The organism is Campylobacter sp. B0100352/1 (genome assembly GCF_020135855.1).
Lineage (GTDB): Bacteria > Campylobacterota > Campylobacteria > Campylobacterales > Campylobacteraceae > Campylobacter_D > Campylobacter_D taeniopygiae.
In genome coordinates, this window is record NZ_JACHTP010000003.1 from 29,321 (window position 1) to 44,605 (window position 15,285).

Below are 15,285 nucleotides of genomic sequence, written 5' to 3' on the forward strand. Positions count from 1 at the left end.
TACAAAAGAAAAACACTTACTCTCTAATCAACCACGCTAACTAAGATACTTTTTTATAAAAAAAGAGTGTTATCCGAGTATAAAAGCAGAACAAAGATCACCGTCTTTTATTAAAAATTAAACATATATATCTAGAAACTGATCTTTTTTGCTAGTATCTGCATTTATGGAGTTGCTATTGTCTTTATCTTTTAATTTTGCTTCCTCTTCCTTTTCAGCTTTAGCTTCTACTTTTGCTTTTTTTTCTTGAAATTTCAAAGCTGAAGTTATGCTAATTCTTTTACTTTCGAAATTTGTATCTACTATTCCTCTACAAGCTGTATCAAGTAGCATTAGCAAGTTCCTAGATAATGACAATAGCCTTTTTGGAAAGCAAGTTGATAGATCTCTTTACTACTACATTTACTAAAATCCATTCCATACTGATAAACTAGAACACAACCTTCGTAATGTGGTTGAACTATAGGCTGTTGAGATACAGTAATTTTATATGCTGAAGCAACACTAGATAATGAAGCAATTAATGCTAAACCTAAGATAATTTTTTTCATTTTAGGCCCTTTCTATGGTTAAAATTTTGATATATAAATAATTATAAAAAACAAAAAATTAATTTAATATTAAACAAGAAAAAAATCAAAAATTTAATCAAAGGTTGAGAAAAATTTACTCATATTGCTGAAACTTTTTCTAAAGATGGATACACTTTTAAATTTTTATAAACCTTTTTTAAGTCTTCCTTAATATTTTTGCAAATTGATTATTTCATCACACCTTTTTATAAGCTTATCTTGATAAGAAATGCAGAAATCGAGAGTCAAGAAAAATTCAGCAATTTATCTTGACTCAAAAATAATTTTAAAAATACTTTTTAATAAAAATTAAAAACAAATACTGATTATTTAAATTATCCATTAGATTTTCTTTTTATCTTCGAGCTCTTTATACCAATAATGATGTAAAATATAAACCTCTTCTTCTTCTTTATAACCAGTGATCATAGAATGAATACTTCCTTTGATTGCAAAAACAGCCATATAAATATGCACTCCAAAAAATACCACACATACAATGCCTAAAATATTATGCATTATAGCAGAAATCCTTAAAAGTTCTATTTGAGTTAAACCTAAAAAATTTTGAATCACAACAGAGTCAAAATCTACAAAATACATAAACAAACCCGTGACAATCATCAAAAAGCCGCCAAATACAGCAATATAATACCAAGTTTTTTGACCAAAATTAAACTTACCTGCAGGAATTGGCTTTTTAACTTTGCTTAAATAACCCCCAACAATCATAAGCCATTTAATATCATAACTTGCAGGAAGCATTCTTCTAATCCAGCATAAAAACATAGGAATAATAGAAATGATAAATAAAATCATCGCTAAAGCATGTAAATTTTTACAAATTCTAACAAAATTTCCGCCCCCAAAAGTAGATCCAAACATCATAATTAAACCCGTAGGGATTAAAATAATCCAAGAAAGAGCCGCAATAAAATGAAAAATTCTTTCAAATAAGCTAAAAGTGTAAATTTTCTTTCCATTATGAGAAAATTGCTTTGGCCCAATCACCATATAATGCAAAGCAAAAGCACTCAAAGCAGCGATAATAGCGATTAGAGCAATCGTTGCAATATATTCTCCTTGCAAACTCGTCCAAAATTGACCAAAAGTATGATAATTTGGAATATTACTGATTCGATGATGATCCCATATTTGCGTATCTTGTCCCATTCTTTCTTCGCCATAAGCTAATAAATTTACAAAACAAGAAAAAAGCAAGATAAACATTTTTTTCATAAACGTTCCTTTCCTATATAGGCGATCTTCCATTCTATACTTTCTTTAGGTGAAACAATGCCATAGTTTCTATTACTAAGTCTATTTTGATAAATTTCTTCGATTTTTGAACTTTCGCCCACCAATAAAGCCTTAGTTGAACACATAGCCGCACACACCGGTACTTTACCTTCTGCGATACGATTTTGTCCATAAAGCTCTCTTTCTTTTTGTGAATTTGTTTCTTCAGGACCACCTGCACACATTGTACATTTATCCATAATGCCTTTATTGCCAAAAGCACTATCTTTTGGAAACTGTGGAGCACCAAAAGGACAAGCATACAAGCAATAACCACAACCTATACAAATTTCTTTATCATGCAAAACAATACCATCGGCACGTATATAAAAACAATCCACAGGACAAACAATAGAGCAAGGCGCATCATCACAATGCATACATGAAATAGAAGTTGAAACTTCTTTTCCTTGTACGCCTTCATTAAGAGTAATCACGCGCCGGCGACGGATATTAATAGGAAGTTCATGAGCCTCATCGCAAGCGACCGCACAACCATTACAATCAATACAACGTTCATTATCGCAAAAGAATTTTAAACGATCTTTTTCTAAATTTATAAAATTTTCTTTACTCATTTTCCATCCTTAGAAATGCGACAAAGTCCGCCTTTGGTTTCTGGAATTTGACACATAATATCATAACCATAATTTGTAATTGTATTGGCACTTTCTCCACTCACATAAGGCTTAGTTCCTTCGGGGAAATTATGAGTTAAATCCACCCCTTGCATCACTCCAGTAAAGTGAAAAGGTAAGAAAATCATTTCTTTTGCAATACCTGGATTGAATTTCACTCTAACATGAATTTTTGTTCCCTCTGGAGAATGGATCCAAATCATATCCCCTTTTTGGATATTTTTTTCTTTTGCAAGCTCTGGATTGATCTCACAAAACATTTCAGGCGTTAAACGTGAAAGATACATAGAAGCTCTATTTTCCATACCCGCACCATTTAGATTAACAAGCCTTGCTGTGATGAGATTGAGTGGAAATTCCTTAGAATAATCCTTAGCCTTTTGCATAGAAATAAATTTTGTATCCACGCGATAAAGTGCTTTTTGATCTTCAAAAGTAGGATATTTTTGTACCAAATCATTCCTTGGAGAATGAAGAGGTTCACGGTGAAGTGGAATTTTATCTTTAAAAGTCCAAACAATGGCCCTAGCTTTAGCATTACCATAAGGAACTATGCCTTTTTCCATACATTTATTTGCAATAATATTACTATCATCATAAGACCAAGTTGCACCCATTTTTTCTTTTTCTTCAGCACTTAAAGTAATTCCTAAAATTTTTTCAATATTTTCTTTAGTGATTTGTGGATATCCTGTATCAATAGGTGAATTTAAAGGCGCATTTTTAGCTAATAAACTTTCACCTTCATATTCAAGCCCAAAATTATTTCTAAAGCCCATACCACCTTTTGCTACTTCAACATCCACATTATAAAGCACAGGAGTTCCTGGATGCTTATCACTCCAGCAAGGCCAAGGAAGTCCGTAATATTCACCATCAACCTCATCTTTTCCCTCTAAAGTGACTTCGTTAAATTTATCCCAATTTAAAGTATGTTTTTTAAGTCTTTCAGGACTCCAACCATTTAAACCTATACTTCTAACCGCTCTAGCAATTTCTTTTGTAGCATTTTCAGGCCAAACAATCTCACCTTTTTCATCTCGCAAAGTTTTAGTGAAATCTTCATAAAAGCCAAGCTTTTTAGCAAGTTCAAATAAAATTTCTTGATCTTCCATGCTCTCATAAAGTGGATCAACAACCTTAAATCTCCATTGCGCACTACGATTAGTCGCTGTTACGCTTCCACTGGTTTCAAATTGAGTTGCAGCCGGTAAAAGATAAATTCCATCTTTTCTTTCTGCGATAATACCTGCTTCATTTACAAAAGGATCTGCTAAAACCAAAAGTTCTAAAGCCTCTAAACCTTCTTTAACTTTAGCTTGCTGTGCGGTTGAAGTGATACCATTTCCTAAAACAACTAAAGCTTTTAAAGGCGTTCCTGCATTATCAACCCTATCATTTCCATCTTTGCCATTTAAAGCTGCTGCCCACCATCTAGCAAGAGAAAGTCCGGTTTTATGCATCCAATCTTTGCTGACAAAATTTCCTAAAAGCCATTCATAATCCACACCCCAAATTTTAGCGTAATACCTCCAAGTCGCTTCATTTAAAGGATAATAACCTGGTAAATTTTCACTCAAACAAGCCATATCCGATGCGCCTTGAACGTTATCATGACCACGCAAGATATTAACCCCGCCGCCAAATTTACCTATATTTCCAAGCACCATCTGTAAAATAGGAGCTAAACGCGTATTTGAAGTTCCTACAGAATGTTGAGTTAAACCCATAGCCCATACTAAAGTAGTCGGTTTATTTTTAGCCACTTCATGAGTGATCTCTACTAAAAGCTCTTTAGAAATTCCTGTGACATTTTCAACTTCTTCTGCTGTCCATTTTGCGGCCTCTTCACGAATTTTATCGATTCCAAAAACCCTTTCATCGATATATTTTGTATCCTCTAAGCCCTCATCAAAAATAATTTTTAGCATTCCATACATAAAAGCTATATCAGTTCCTGGACGAATTCTTGCATAAATATCCGCCTTTGCCGCACTTTTTGTAAATCTAGGATCCACAACAATAAGCTTAGCACCCTTTTCTTTAGCTTTTAAGAAATGCCTAAAACCTACTGGATGATTTACTGCAGGATTTGCACCGATGATAATAATACACTTACTTTTTTGTATATCTCCAAGATGGTTTGTCATAGCGCCATAACCAAATGTATTCGCCACACCGGCGACTGTTGCACTATGTCAAATTCGAGCTTGATGATCTACGTTATTGGTTCCAAAAAATGCTGCAAATTTCCTTATATAATAAGCTTGTTCATTATTAAGTTTGGCAGATCCCAAAAACATCACGCTTTCTGGATTTTCTTTACGATAAGTGGCAAGTTTTTCTCCGATCTCGCTTAAAGCTTGTTCGTAAGAAATGCGTTTCCACTCTCCATTTTCTTTTTTCATAGGGTATTTTAAACGCACATGAGAACGCACCATATCGATCATATCAGATCCTTTGCAGCAGTGCCCACCTAAACTTATTGGATGATCTTGAGCGATTTCTTGACGTACCCAAACTCCATTTTGCACTTCAGCAATGATGCCACAACCCACAGAACAAGCTGTGCAGATTGTCTTAATTTTTTTGCTTCCCTCAAACGCTTCTTTTAATTCAGTCTTGCTTGCCTCTCTAAGATTTTCACTTCTTGCAAGCAAAGGGGTAGCTAAACTTGAAAGAGCCGTCATTTTTAAAAAATTACGACGATTAAGTTTTATATCAACACTTGACATTATTCAGCCTTTGTATAATAATTTTCCCAATTTGCACTTCTTTGAAAAAGCACTTCTTTTTTCTTACTTTTACCTTTTACTACATCTTTATTTTCTTCTTTAGCAAAAGCTAAACCGGCACTAGGCAATAAACTAGCACTTCCTAAAGCCAAAGCGGATTTTTTAAGAAATTCTCTACGATTTTGCATTCATCCTCCTTTTTTTATTAACCTCTCTTCTTAGAATTTCAGATCTTGAAAGATCGTTTTGAACTTTTTTAGAAGTGGTTTTTAAAACTTTACCAAGATTAAAACACGATCTTTCAAATTCTATAAAAGTTGCAAGTATCTTAGCTATTTCTTTATACAAATACGCTTTTTTATGCTCTAAAATTAGCGTGATAAATTCATCAATATTTTGATGAATTAGTTTTTGAAATAACTCCTTAGCTAAATCATCTTCTTTTAATTTTAAAAACTCACTCATTAATAAAAAACAAAATCCTACATTATCTTCACTTTCTTTAAATTTCATTTCATTGCGTCTTAAAATACTTTTTGAAAGAATTTCTCTCACACAAAGTAAGGCTTTTGAATTTTCAAAACCTTCTTCAAGATATGAAAATGTCATAGGAATAGCACTCTTTAAAGATAAAAAAAGCTCTTCATATTCTTTAAAAAATAACTCCAAGTTTTTTTGCGAATTTTGTAATAACAAATCAAAACTATCTAACAAATCTTCATCAAACAAATTTTCTTTCATTACTTCCAAACAACGATATAAAGAATCTAAATGTTGTTTAGAATAAGAAAAAACAAAAAGATCGCCAAAAAATTGATAATAAAGACTTCTTGCTAATCTCAATTGCTCTAAATTCATAATCAATTCCTAAAAATTTAGATTTGTAAAAATCAAACAGACTTTATTATGCAAATATGACTTAATATAGTCTTTAAATCCTAAATTTCAATAGGTTCTATCTTATTATGATTTGAGTTAAAAAAAACTGAATTTTACTCATTTTAAACACAATCAATTATTAAAAATAAGCAAAATTCATCATTTATAAAATATAGAATTTAAAAATTAATAATGTAAAAAATATCAGTATATTTTTAAGATGAAAAATATTTTATGCAAGATAGAAATAATAAATTAATTCCTTTTTGCATAATCCTCATAAGTAAATTCTCTTATAGTTTTTAAATTCTTATTTTTATCTAAAAACATTAAATTAGGCAATCTTATACCATTAAAAGTTGTATTTTTAACAATAGAATAATGAATTTGATCCAAAAACACAACCTTATCACCCCTTTTTAACTCTTTTTTAAAAGCATACTCTCCCATCACATCACCCGCTAAACAAGTATTTCCTGTTAGCAAATACGCTGTTTCATCTTTTTCCAAAGAAGAAATGCTTTCTCCTTCTCTTGTGCTTAAAATTCTAGCGTCTTGAACTTCACTTGTATAAGGCATGATAATAGTATCTGGCATATGTGCTTCACTTGAAGTATCTAAAATAGCGATTTTCTTTTCATTTTCTACAAGATCAACCACACTGGATACAAGCACACCTGTTTGCCAACCCACAGCTTCCCCTGGTTCCAAATACACTTGAACGCCGTATTTATCGCTAAATTTCTTACAAAGATCAATAAGTTTTTGGATATCATAGCCTTTTTTTGTGATATGATGACCCCCACCAAAATTAACCCATTTCATCTTCTTAATCCATGAAGAAAAATTATTTTCAAATACCTTTAAAACTTGCTCTAAAGCTTGTGCGCTTTCTTCACAAAGAGCATGAAAGTGCAAACCCTCAATACCTTCTAAATTAGCATCCATTAAATCCTTAGCACGAATTCCAAGCCTAGAATATCTTCCGCAAGGATTATAAAGCTCTTTTGGAGCTAAAGAAAATTCAAGGTTGCAGCGAAGTCCAAGGGAATTTTTAGCGCATATATTTTTATATTTTTCAAACTGATATAAAGAATTAAAAACGATGTGATGCGATAAAGAAGAAATTGTTTTGATTTCATCATCTTTAAAAGCTGGAGAATAAGTATGAATTTCTTTATCCATGTATTCTTTAGCAAATTGTGCTTCCCAAAGTCCGCTACAAGTACAACCTTGCAAATATTCTCCGACAATCCTCATCGCTCCTGAAAAAGCAAAGCCTTTAAGGGCTAATAAAATTTTTGCCCCACTTTCTTCACCGACATAAGCTAAAAGTTCGCAATTTTTACGTAATTTATCTTCTTCTAAAATATAAGCTGGGGTTTGAATTTTTCCATACATAAACACTTCCTTATAATTTGCGAAATGATACCAAAAACAAGCCAAATTTTAAATAATTTACTGAGCTTTTAAAAATAATGATTATAATACGATTTTATCATTTAAGGAATTTATAATGAATAGAAGACAATTTTTAAAATTTAATGCTTTAAGTTTAGCAAGTATTGGTATAGCTTATGGTTCCCCTATGCATCAAACGCATCACAATAATACCCCTAATGCCATCAACACTTCTTTTATCAATTTTGCACCTAATGATCTTAAACTTCTTAGCAAGGATCAGTTTCCAAGTGGAAAAAAACTAAAAAAATTAACTTTGCTTAAAAATGAAAGTAAAGAAAAAAATTTTTTCCGCGCTACTATAGAGATTAAAGAAAGCCAAATAGAACTCATCAAAGGCAAAAAAACCAAATGCTACACTTACAATGGTTTAATCCCTGGCCCAAAAATAGAAGTTTATGAAGGCGACACGGTTGAAATTTTAGTCAAAAATCAACTCAAAGAACCTACAACTATACATTGGCATGGCGTTCCTGTTCCTCCTGATCAAGACGGTAGCCCACATGATCCTATTTTAGCAGGAAAGGAAAAAATTTATCGTTTCACATTGCCTTTAAATTCTGCAGGCACATACTGGTATCATCCACATCCTCATTACATCACCTCTAAACAAGTTTATATGGGGCTTGCTGGAATTTTTGTGATCAAGGCTAGAAAAGATGCTTTATCTCATTTTGATGAAAAAGATTTAGTTTTTAGTGATTTAAGACTCGATGAAAACGCGCAAATTCCTGAAAATACTTTAACAGATTGGCTTAATGGAAGAGAGGGTGAATTTGTCTTGATCAATGGACAATATCAACCTAAAATTTCTCTACAAGGTGAAAGAATTCGTCTTTATAATCTTTGTTCGGCAAGATATTTAAATTTAAAAATTCAAAACGCTAAATTTATCTTAGTGGGAACTGATGGTGGGCTTATAGAAAAACCTATAATCAAAGAAGAATTATTTTTAGCTCCTGCTTCAAGAATGGAAGTTTTCATACAAACGGATAAAAAAGGGGAGTTAAAACTAGAAAGCATTTATTATGATAGAGATAAAATGATGGTTAAGGAAAAGAAAGAAAATTTATTCTTAGCCCATCTTAATATAGAAAAAAATCCTAAAAATCTGCCTTCTACTTTGAGAAAATTTGAAACCTTAAAAGATCCGCAAGATTTCAAAGAAATCATAATGAGTGAAGATCATCACAAAATGCACGGCATGATGAAAAAAAGCAAAGAAGAACAAAAAGCTGCTTTAGCTTCTATGTTTTTAATCAATAAAAAAACCTACGATCTAAACCGCATAGACTTGATTTCAAAGGTTGGAGTTGTTGAGGATTGGATCGTTATCAATGACTCGCACATGGATCATCCTTTTCATATACATGGAACGCAATTTGAACTTATTTCATCGAAACTAAATGGTGATATAAAAAAAGCTGAATTTAGAGCCTTAAGAGATACCATTAACGTGCGTCCAAAAGAAGAATTAAGACTAAGAATGAAACAAGATTTTGTTGGACTTAGAATGTATCATTGTCATATTTTAGAACATGAAGATTTAGGCATGATGGGAAATTTAAAAGTAAAGGAAAATAATGGTAAAAATTGAATTTTTAGGACCCATTAATAAAGCTAGTTTGGAATTAGAAGTTAAAAATTTAAAAGAATTAAAAGAGTTGTTAAAACAAGATGAAAGTTTGAAAAAATGGCTTGATCTTTGTGCGGTAGCCTTAAACGATGAAATCATTTTTGATGAAAATACAACTTTTAAAGATGGAGATAAAATCGCACTTTTACCTCCTGTTGGCGGTGGTTGATGGAATACTTTTCACTCCATAAAGGCCCTTTAAATATCCCTGAAATTTATACAAAATGGTATGAATTTAGCATCAAACAAAATTGTGGGGCTTTAATCACTTTTTGCGGCATAGTCAGAGATGATGATAAGGTGGAAGGTTTGAGTTTTGATATTTACGAGCCTTTACTCATTTCTTGGTTTAAAAATTGGCAAGAAAGACTTCAAAAAGAGCCTGTTTATCTTTTATTTGCGCATTCTATTGGCGATGTAAAAATTGGAGAAAGTTCATATTTTGCAGGTGTTTTAAGCAAACAAAGAAAATTAGGCTTAAAACTTATAAATGACTTTGTTGAAGATTTTAAAGCTAATGCACCCATTTGGAAATACGATCTTAAACATGGTGAAAGAATTTATGCCCTAGATAGATCAAGTAAGCTTTTAGGGGCTGGAATTTTATCATGATCAAACAAATTTTTAAAGCAACAACTTTAAGTGATAAAAAACCAAAAAGCGATAAACAAACTTGAAAAATCTTTCCTTTATGGAAAGATTTTCATCGTGTTTTCGGTGCTCCTGATGAAATTTATAGTGTTTATTATGATTATAAAGATTTGGAATTTAAATTGGTAAAGGATAATTAATGTTAATTTCTTATGAAGAAAGTTTAAAAATTTTACATTCTCATATAAAAAGTTATGAAAGAATAGAAAAAATAGCACTCACTCAATGTTTAGGACGTATCTTAGCTTGTGATATTAAAGCGCTTAAAAATCAGCCTGAAATGGAAACTTCGGCTATGGATGGCTATGCGATTAAATTTGAAGATCAAGATAAGGCTTTAAAAATTTTAGGCGCAACTCCTGCGGGCACCATGCCACAATTTGAAGTAACAAATGGAACTTGTGTCAAAACTTTTACAGGCTCTTTGATGAGTTTAGGAAGCGACACGCTTGTTCCAGTTGAAAACGTCCGCATGGAAAAAGATCAAATTTTTATAGAAAAAAGCGTTAAAAAAGGTTTTGCGGTTAGAAAAATTGGAGAAAATTATAAAAAAGATGAAATTTTACTCAAAAAAGGTACAAAATTAAATTATAGTGAAATTGCACTTTTAGCAGAATTAGGCTTTTTTCACATCAGCGTTTTTGTAAAACCAATCATTGGAGTTTTAAGCAGCGGTAGTGAAATCAAAGATCTAGGAGAAACCTTGGACAATCCTGCTCAAATTCGCTCCTCTAATCACATTGCTATCGCTAATTTAGCTAAAAATTTAGCTTGTGATACAAGGGTTTTTCCACTTTTAAAAGATGATGAAAAAGCGACATTGGCAACTTTAGAAAGTGCTTTAGAGTCCTGCGATATTTTAATCACGACAGGCGGAGTTTCTATGGGAGATTTTGATTTTTTGAAAAGCGCTGTTAAAGAATATGAAATCATCATTGATAAAGTAGATATCAAACCAGGACGCCACATCAAAATCGCTAAAGCAAATCATAAATTCATCATCGCCTTACCTGGTTTTCCATACTCTGCTATGGTGATGTTTAATCTTTATGCAAGAGAGATTTTAAATTCTTGGTTGTGTCAAGAAAAAGATTATATCATTAAAGCTTTTTTGCAAGGAAGTTATAAGAAAAAAACGCCTTATTTGGAATTCGTTGCTTGCAATGTAGAATTTAAGGAAGGACGTATTTTAGTCAATTTAGAAGGAAAAAAAGAAGGCTCTAGTGCGATCATTAACAACCTTAATCACAAGGCTGCATTAATGATCGTTCCTAAAGAATGTGAAATTTTAGAAAATGAGAGTTTGGTTGATATAGTTTTTATGCCTTAGGCATAATTTTTATCTTCAACCGACTCCAAGCAATGATAAAAAGGATGATATAGATACAATTTAAATTAATACGAAAATAAGTAAATTTTTCTAAATCAAAAAACATTATAAAACTTTTTAAATAAACTTTTATAAAATCATTTAAGCCAAAAAATTTCATAAGATCTTCTAATTGAGAAATTACCAGCACATTATCTATTGGGTAAAAATGATAAGCAAAGAAAAAAATATAAACTACAAAAAAGATTTTCATGCTGCTTATTTTGACTAGTTCTTTAAAAAAGAAAAATGCTGATGTAATACTTAAAATCAAAGATAAGGCACTACAAAGAAAAAACCCATATAAAGATGTAAAATAATCATATAGCGGAATCACATATAGTGGAATCAAATGACTACCGATACAATCAAAAACCATCCACGAAATAAAAAACAATAACATTTTATACGATCGTATTTTTTTGCAAAGCAGCATGACAGATATAAAAGAAAATATATAAAAAAGACATTCTAAAACAATTGCAATTGCTTTAGGGGAAAAAATCGACTCGAAATTAAAAACTTCTATTTCTGAGAAAAAAATATAAGGGAAAATAAAATCATAAACAATCTGAACACTAGTGTTCAAAAGAAAATTTGATATTAAAGCAAAAATCATTATAATTTTAATAAGCTTTAATCCTTGAGTAGTTGTTGTATAATTTTCTTCTTTCATCCCTTCATCAAAGCTTTCAAAATTTAACCAAGCTAAAACATAATAAATAAACCCTATAATTAAAAATAAAGCTGCTATAAAAATTAAGATTGAAGCACCAATTGAAAAAAAGGCGTTATTCTCATCAAATCCTCTATCTAAAAGCACATTAAGTATATAAGAAAGAGAAAAATCAACATTTAAATTTAATAAAAATAAACCTATGCTCACACTTACAACAAATATAAATAAACCTATAAAAAACAAATTAAAAGCTTTGATAAAATATTTTTGATGGGTTACTCTTGCGATTTCATAAAATATATTCTTGACAAATTTATAAGATAATAAACAATCAATAATCATACATACTGCAATTATTTCCACTACATGTTCAAAACTTATATGACCGGTTGGATGCAAAATTAAAATAGCAAAGGAAAAGAAAATTAAATTTATAAATATGGCAATAAAAAAATTACTGAATAAATTCTTAGCACCAGCATGAATTTTAAGTTTATAAAAAACAATGATAAATAAAATAGAGCTAACTAAACTAAGATATAAACCTACCATAGGAGTAAAACCTAACAAGCCAAGCATTAAACCTATAAGAGCAAAAATTTTCACATTTCTAGCGATTTTTTGTCGATTTTCCATAGATTTTCCTTGTAAAAATAATTCAAACTTTTAGTTGATTAGTTTATGCCTTAGGCATAATTTTTATTTTCAACCGACTCCAAGCAACAATAGAAAGGATGATATAGATGCAATTTATCAAATCAATTAAAACTACAGGATAAGATTCTACAAGATCGCTTAAACTAAAAAAATCTAGTAAATATCCCGAATCAGAAAATCTTAAAAAACGATCTATTAAAATATCTGCTATTGGTTGAAACCAAACATAAAAACCACAAATAAATAAAAAACTAAAAACTACAAAAAAGATTTTCATTCCACTTATTTTGACTAGTTCTTTAAAAAAGAAAAATGCTGATGCAATACTTAAAATCAAAGATAAGGCACTACAAAGAAAAAACCCATATAAAGATGTAAAATAATCAAATAGCGGAATCACATAGCTACCGATACAACCAAAAACCATCCACGAAATAAAAAACAATAACATTTTATACGATCGTATTTTTTTGCAAAGCAGCATGACAGATATAAAAGAAAGTGTATAAAAAAGACAAATTCCAGTAATATTAACAATTTGCATAGAATTAGAAAGAAAATTCAAACCATTGAAAATAAACTTAAAATCAACCCATAAGCCAATATTTAAAATAAAATTTAATGATAAATTAGAAATCATTATAATTTTGATAAGTTTTAATCCTTGAGTGGTTGTTGTATAGTTTTTTTCTTTTTTCTCTTCATCAAAGCTTTCAAAATTTAACCAAGCTAAAGCATGATAAATAAAACTTACAAGAGAAAATATAACTCCCACACAAAGCAAAATCGAAGCAACTGCTAAGATAGAAATACTTTTAAAATCTATATTGCCACCTATAGGAACGAAACCTAGATTAATAACTTTCATTTCTAAATTCCCTAAAGATAAACCCATGCCTACAATAAAGATTAACAAACCTATAAAAAACAACTTAAAAGCTTTGATAAAATATTTTTGATGAGTTACTCTTGCGATTTCATAAAATATATTTTTGACAAATTTATAAGATAATAAATAATCAAAAATCATACATGCCGTAATTAGCACTATCATATATTCATTGCCTATCATACCTTTTGCATGTAAAATTAAAAATACAGGCATTAAAAAAGCTAGATTAATACCTATTATACTAAACAAATTACTAAATAAATTCTTAGCACCGGCATAAACTTTGAGTTTATAAAAAACAATGATAAATAAAATAGAGCTAACTAAACTAAAATATAAACCTACCATAGGAGTAAAACCTAACAAGCCAAGCATTAAACCTATAAGAGCAAGAATTTTCACATTTCTAGCGATTTTTTGTCGATTTTTCATAGATTTTCCTTGTAAAAATAATTCAAACTTTTAGTTGATTAGTTTATGCCTTAGGCATAATTTTTATCTTCAACCGACTCCAAGTAATAATAAAAGGGATGATATAGATACAATTTATTAACTTAGGTAAATTTCTAGAATAAGATCTTAAAAGCTGTCTTATGTTAAATAAGTCTAAATAATCTAATCTTGCAAAATAATCACCCATTAAAATATCTGCTATTGGTCGAAACCAAACATAAAAATCATACAAAAATAAAAAAATAAAAACTACAAAAAAGATTTTCATTCCACTTATTTTGACTAGTTCTTTAAAAAAGAAAAATGCTGATGCAATACTTAAAATCAAAGATAAGGCACTACAAAGAAAAAACCCATATAAAGATGTAAAATAATCATATAGCGGAATCAAATATAGCGGAATCAAATGACTACCGATACAATCAAAAACTATCCACGAAATAAAAAACAATAACATTTTATACGATCGTATTTTTTTGCAAAGCAGCATGACAGATATAAAAGAAAGTGTATAAAAAAGACAAATTCCAATAATAATAGCAATTAGCAAACCCTTTACAGAGAAATACTCTACTAAAAAATCTTTATTCAAAATAAAAGCAATCCATAAGCCAATATTTAAAATAAAATTTAATGATAAATTAGAAATCATTATAATTTTGATAAGTTTTAATCCTTGAGTGGTTGTTGTGTAATTTTCTTCTTTTACCCCTTCATCAAAGCTTTCAAAATTTAACCAAGCTAAAGCATGATAAATAAAATTTATAAGAGAAAATATAACTCCCACACAAAGCAAAATCGAAGCAACTGCTAAGATAGAAATACTTTTAAAATCTATATTGCTACTCATAGGAGTAAAACCCATATTGCCGCCCATAGGAATGAAATCTAGATTAATAATTCTTATTTCTAAATTCCATAAAAATAAACCCATGCCTACAATAAAAACTAGAATGCCTATAAAACCTGTGTAAAAAGCTCTAATAAAATATTTTTGATGCGTTACTCTTGCGATTTCATAAAATATATTCTTAGAAAATTTATAAAAAACTATCAAGATAATAACACTTAATAACAATTTCAAAACTATAGCAGTAAGTTGTTCAGCACCTTGTATCAAAATAGCTCCAATGATACCACTAAATATAATAATACCTACCATACTAAACAAATTACTAAATAAATTCTTAGCACCGGCATGAACTTTGAGTTTATAAAAAACAATGATAAATAAAATAGAGCTAACTAAACTAAAATATAAACCTATCATAGGAGTAAAACCTAACAAGCCAAGCGTTAAACCTATAAGAGCAAAAATTTTCACATTTCTAGCGATTTTTTGTCGATCTTCCAATAAGATTTCC

At 30.1% G+C, this 15,285-nt stretch carries 15 protein-coding genes; 4 read left to right on the forward strand and 11 right to left on the reverse strand.

From position 1 onward, the window contains the following. Positions 1-117: 117 nt before the first annotated feature. The 8 genes from H2279_RS01565 to nspC form a co-directional block, all read right to left on the reverse strand. Positions 118-333 (reverse strand): hypothetical protein, encoded by a 216-nt coding sequence (locus H2279_RS01565; RefSeq protein WP_137623061.1) that lies wholly within the window; start codon positions 331-333, stop codon positions 118-120. Then, positions 333-551, reverse strand: a complete 219-nt coding sequence (locus H2279_RS01570) for a hypothetical protein (RefSeq protein WP_137623062.1) — start codon at positions 549-551, stop codon at positions 333-335. The genes H2279_RS01565 and H2279_RS01570 overlap by 1 nt, the downstream gene beginning before the upstream one ends. Positions 552-914: 363 nt before the next feature. After that, positions 915-1,811 carry a formate dehydrogenase subunit gamma gene (locus H2279_RS01575; protein ID WP_337195369.1) on the reverse strand — a complete coding sequence of 299 codons (897 nt, stop codon included), beginning with the start codon at positions 1,809-1,811 and terminating at the stop codon, positions 915-917. After that, entirely contained in the window at positions 1,808-2,449 is a 642-nt protein-coding gene (fdh3B, locus tag H2279_RS01580) for a formate dehydrogenase FDH3 subunit beta (protein ID WP_137621607.1), read from the reverse strand. The genes H2279_RS01575 and fdh3B overlap by 4 nt, the downstream gene beginning before the upstream one ends. Continuing rightward, on the reverse strand, positions 2,446-5,244 hold the full coding sequence (locus H2279_RS01585) for a formate dehydrogenase subunit alpha (protein ID WP_337195370.1): 2,799 nt from the start codon (positions 5,242-5,244) through the stop codon (positions 2,446-2,448). Before H2279_RS01585 ends, fdh3B begins: the two co-directional genes overlap by 4 nt. Further along, a complete protein-coding gene (locus H2279_RS01590) occupies positions 5,244-5,432 on the reverse strand; it encodes a twin-arginine translocation signal domain-containing protein (protein WP_137623065.1) in 189 nt (62 codons plus the stop codon). Before H2279_RS01590 ends, H2279_RS01585 begins: the two co-directional genes overlap by 1 nt. Beyond that, complete coding sequence (locus H2279_RS01595) at positions 5,419-6,102, reverse strand: molecular chaperone TorD family protein (RefSeq protein WP_337195371.1); 684 nt, start codon at positions 6,100-6,102, stop codon at positions 5,419-5,421. Before H2279_RS01595 ends, H2279_RS01590 begins: the two co-directional genes overlap by 14 nt. Positions 6,103-6,378: 276 nt before the next feature. Beyond that, positions 6,379-7,524, reverse strand: coding sequence for a carboxynorspermidine decarboxylase (gene nspC / locus H2279_RS01600; protein WP_337195372.1), 1,146 nt, complete (start codon positions 7,522-7,524; stop codon positions 6,379-6,381). A gap of 115 nt (positions 7,525-7,639) precedes the next feature. Between nspC and H2279_RS01605 the strand changes: the two genes are divergently transcribed. From H2279_RS01605 to H2279_RS01620, 4 genes are all read left to right on the forward strand, one after another. Beyond that, positions 7,640-9,181, forward strand: a complete 1,542-nt coding sequence (locus tag H2279_RS01605) for a multicopper oxidase family protein (RefSeq protein ID WP_337195373.1) — start codon at positions 7,640-7,642, stop codon at positions 9,179-9,181. Continuing rightward, on the forward strand, positions 9,168-9,389 hold the full coding sequence (locus H2279_RS01610) for a MoaD/ThiS family protein (RefSeq protein WP_337195374.1): 222 nt from the start codon (positions 9,168-9,170) through the stop codon (positions 9,387-9,389). The genes H2279_RS01605 and H2279_RS01610 overlap by 14 nt, the downstream gene beginning before the upstream one ends. After that, positions 9,389-9,832, forward strand: a complete 444-nt coding sequence (locus H2279_RS01615; RefSeq protein WP_337195375.1) for a molybdopterin synthase catalytic subunit — start codon at positions 9,389-9,391, stop codon at positions 9,830-9,832. The genes H2279_RS01610 and H2279_RS01615 overlap by 1 nt, the downstream gene beginning before the upstream one ends. A gap of 178 nt (positions 9,833-10,010) precedes the next feature. Then, entirely contained in the window at positions 10,011-11,201 is a 1,191-nt protein-coding gene (locus H2279_RS01620) for a molybdopterin molybdotransferase MoeA (protein ID WP_337195376.1), read from the forward strand. Here the strand turns inward: H2279_RS01620 and H2279_RS01625 are convergent. From H2279_RS01625 to H2279_RS01635, 3 genes are read right to left on the reverse strand one after another with little or no spacing between them, the layout of a single operon-like run. After that, positions 11,191-12,555 carry a hypothetical protein gene (locus H2279_RS01625; RefSeq protein WP_337195377.1) on the reverse strand — a complete coding sequence of 455 codons (1,365 nt, stop codon included), beginning with the start codon at positions 12,553-12,555 and terminating at the stop codon, positions 11,191-11,193. The genes H2279_RS01620 and H2279_RS01625 overlap by 11 nt on opposite strands. A gap of 43 nt (positions 12,556-12,598) precedes the next feature. Next, entirely contained in the window at positions 12,599-13,900 is a 1,302-nt protein-coding gene (locus H2279_RS01630; protein WP_337195378.1) for a hypothetical protein, read from the reverse strand. Positions 13,901-13,943: 43 nt separating this feature from the next. Further along, positions 13,944-15,275, reverse strand: a complete 1,332-nt coding sequence (locus H2279_RS01635; protein ID WP_337195379.1) for a hypothetical protein — start codon at positions 15,273-15,275, stop codon at positions 13,944-13,946. Positions 15,276-15,285 lie beyond the last annotated feature (10 nt).

Bases quoted from the DNA above. Each gene is read 5' to 3' on its own strand.
- H2279_RS01610 (WP_337195374.1), top strand. From the start codon at position 9,168: ATGGTAAAAATTGAATTTTTAGGACCCATTAATAAAGCTAGTTTGGAA.
- H2279_RS01570 (WP_137623062.1), bottom strand. From the start codon at position 551: ATGAAAAAAATTATCTTAGGTTTAGCATTAATTGCTTCATTATCTAGT.
- fdh3B (WP_137621607.1), bottom strand. From the start codon at position 2,449: ATGAGTAAAGAAAATTTTATAAATTTAGAAAAAGATCGTTTAAAATTC.
- H2279_RS01595 (WP_337195371.1), bottom strand. From the start codon at position 6,102: ATGAATTTAGAGCAATTGAGATTAGCAAGAAGTCTTTATTATCAATTT.
- H2279_RS01615 (WP_337195375.1), top strand. From the start codon at position 9,389: ATGGAATACTTTTCACTCCATAAAGGCCCTTTAAATATCCCTGAAATT.
- H2279_RS01630 (WP_337195378.1), bottom strand. From the start codon at position 13,900: ATGAAAAATCGACAAAAAATCGCTAGAAATGTGAAAATTCTTGCTCTT.
- H2279_RS01620 (WP_337195376.1), top strand. From the start codon at position 10,011: ATGTTAATTTCTTATGAAGAAAGTTTAAAAATTTTACATTCTCATATA.
- H2279_RS01565 (WP_137623061.1), bottom strand. From the start codon at position 333: ATGCTACTTGATACAGCTTGTAGAGGAATAGTAGATACAAATTTCGAA.
- H2279_RS01575 (WP_337195369.1), bottom strand. From the start codon at position 1,811: ATGAAAAAAATGTTTATCTTGCTTTTTTCTTGTTTTGTAAATTTATTA.
- H2279_RS01605 (WP_337195373.1), top strand. From the start codon at position 7,640: ATGAATAGAAGACAATTTTTAAAATTTAATGCTTTAAGTTTAGCAAGT.
- H2279_RS01625 (WP_337195377.1), bottom strand. From the start codon at position 12,555: ATGGAAAATCGACAAAAAATCGCTAGAAATGTGAAAATTTTTGCTCTT.
- H2279_RS01590 (WP_137623065.1), bottom strand. From the start codon at position 5,432: ATGCAAAATCGTAGAGAATTTCTTAAAAAATCCGCTTTGGCTTTAGGA.
- nspC (WP_337195372.1), bottom strand. From the start codon at position 7,524: ATGTATGGAAAAATTCAAACCCCAGCTTATATTTTAGAAGAAGATAAA.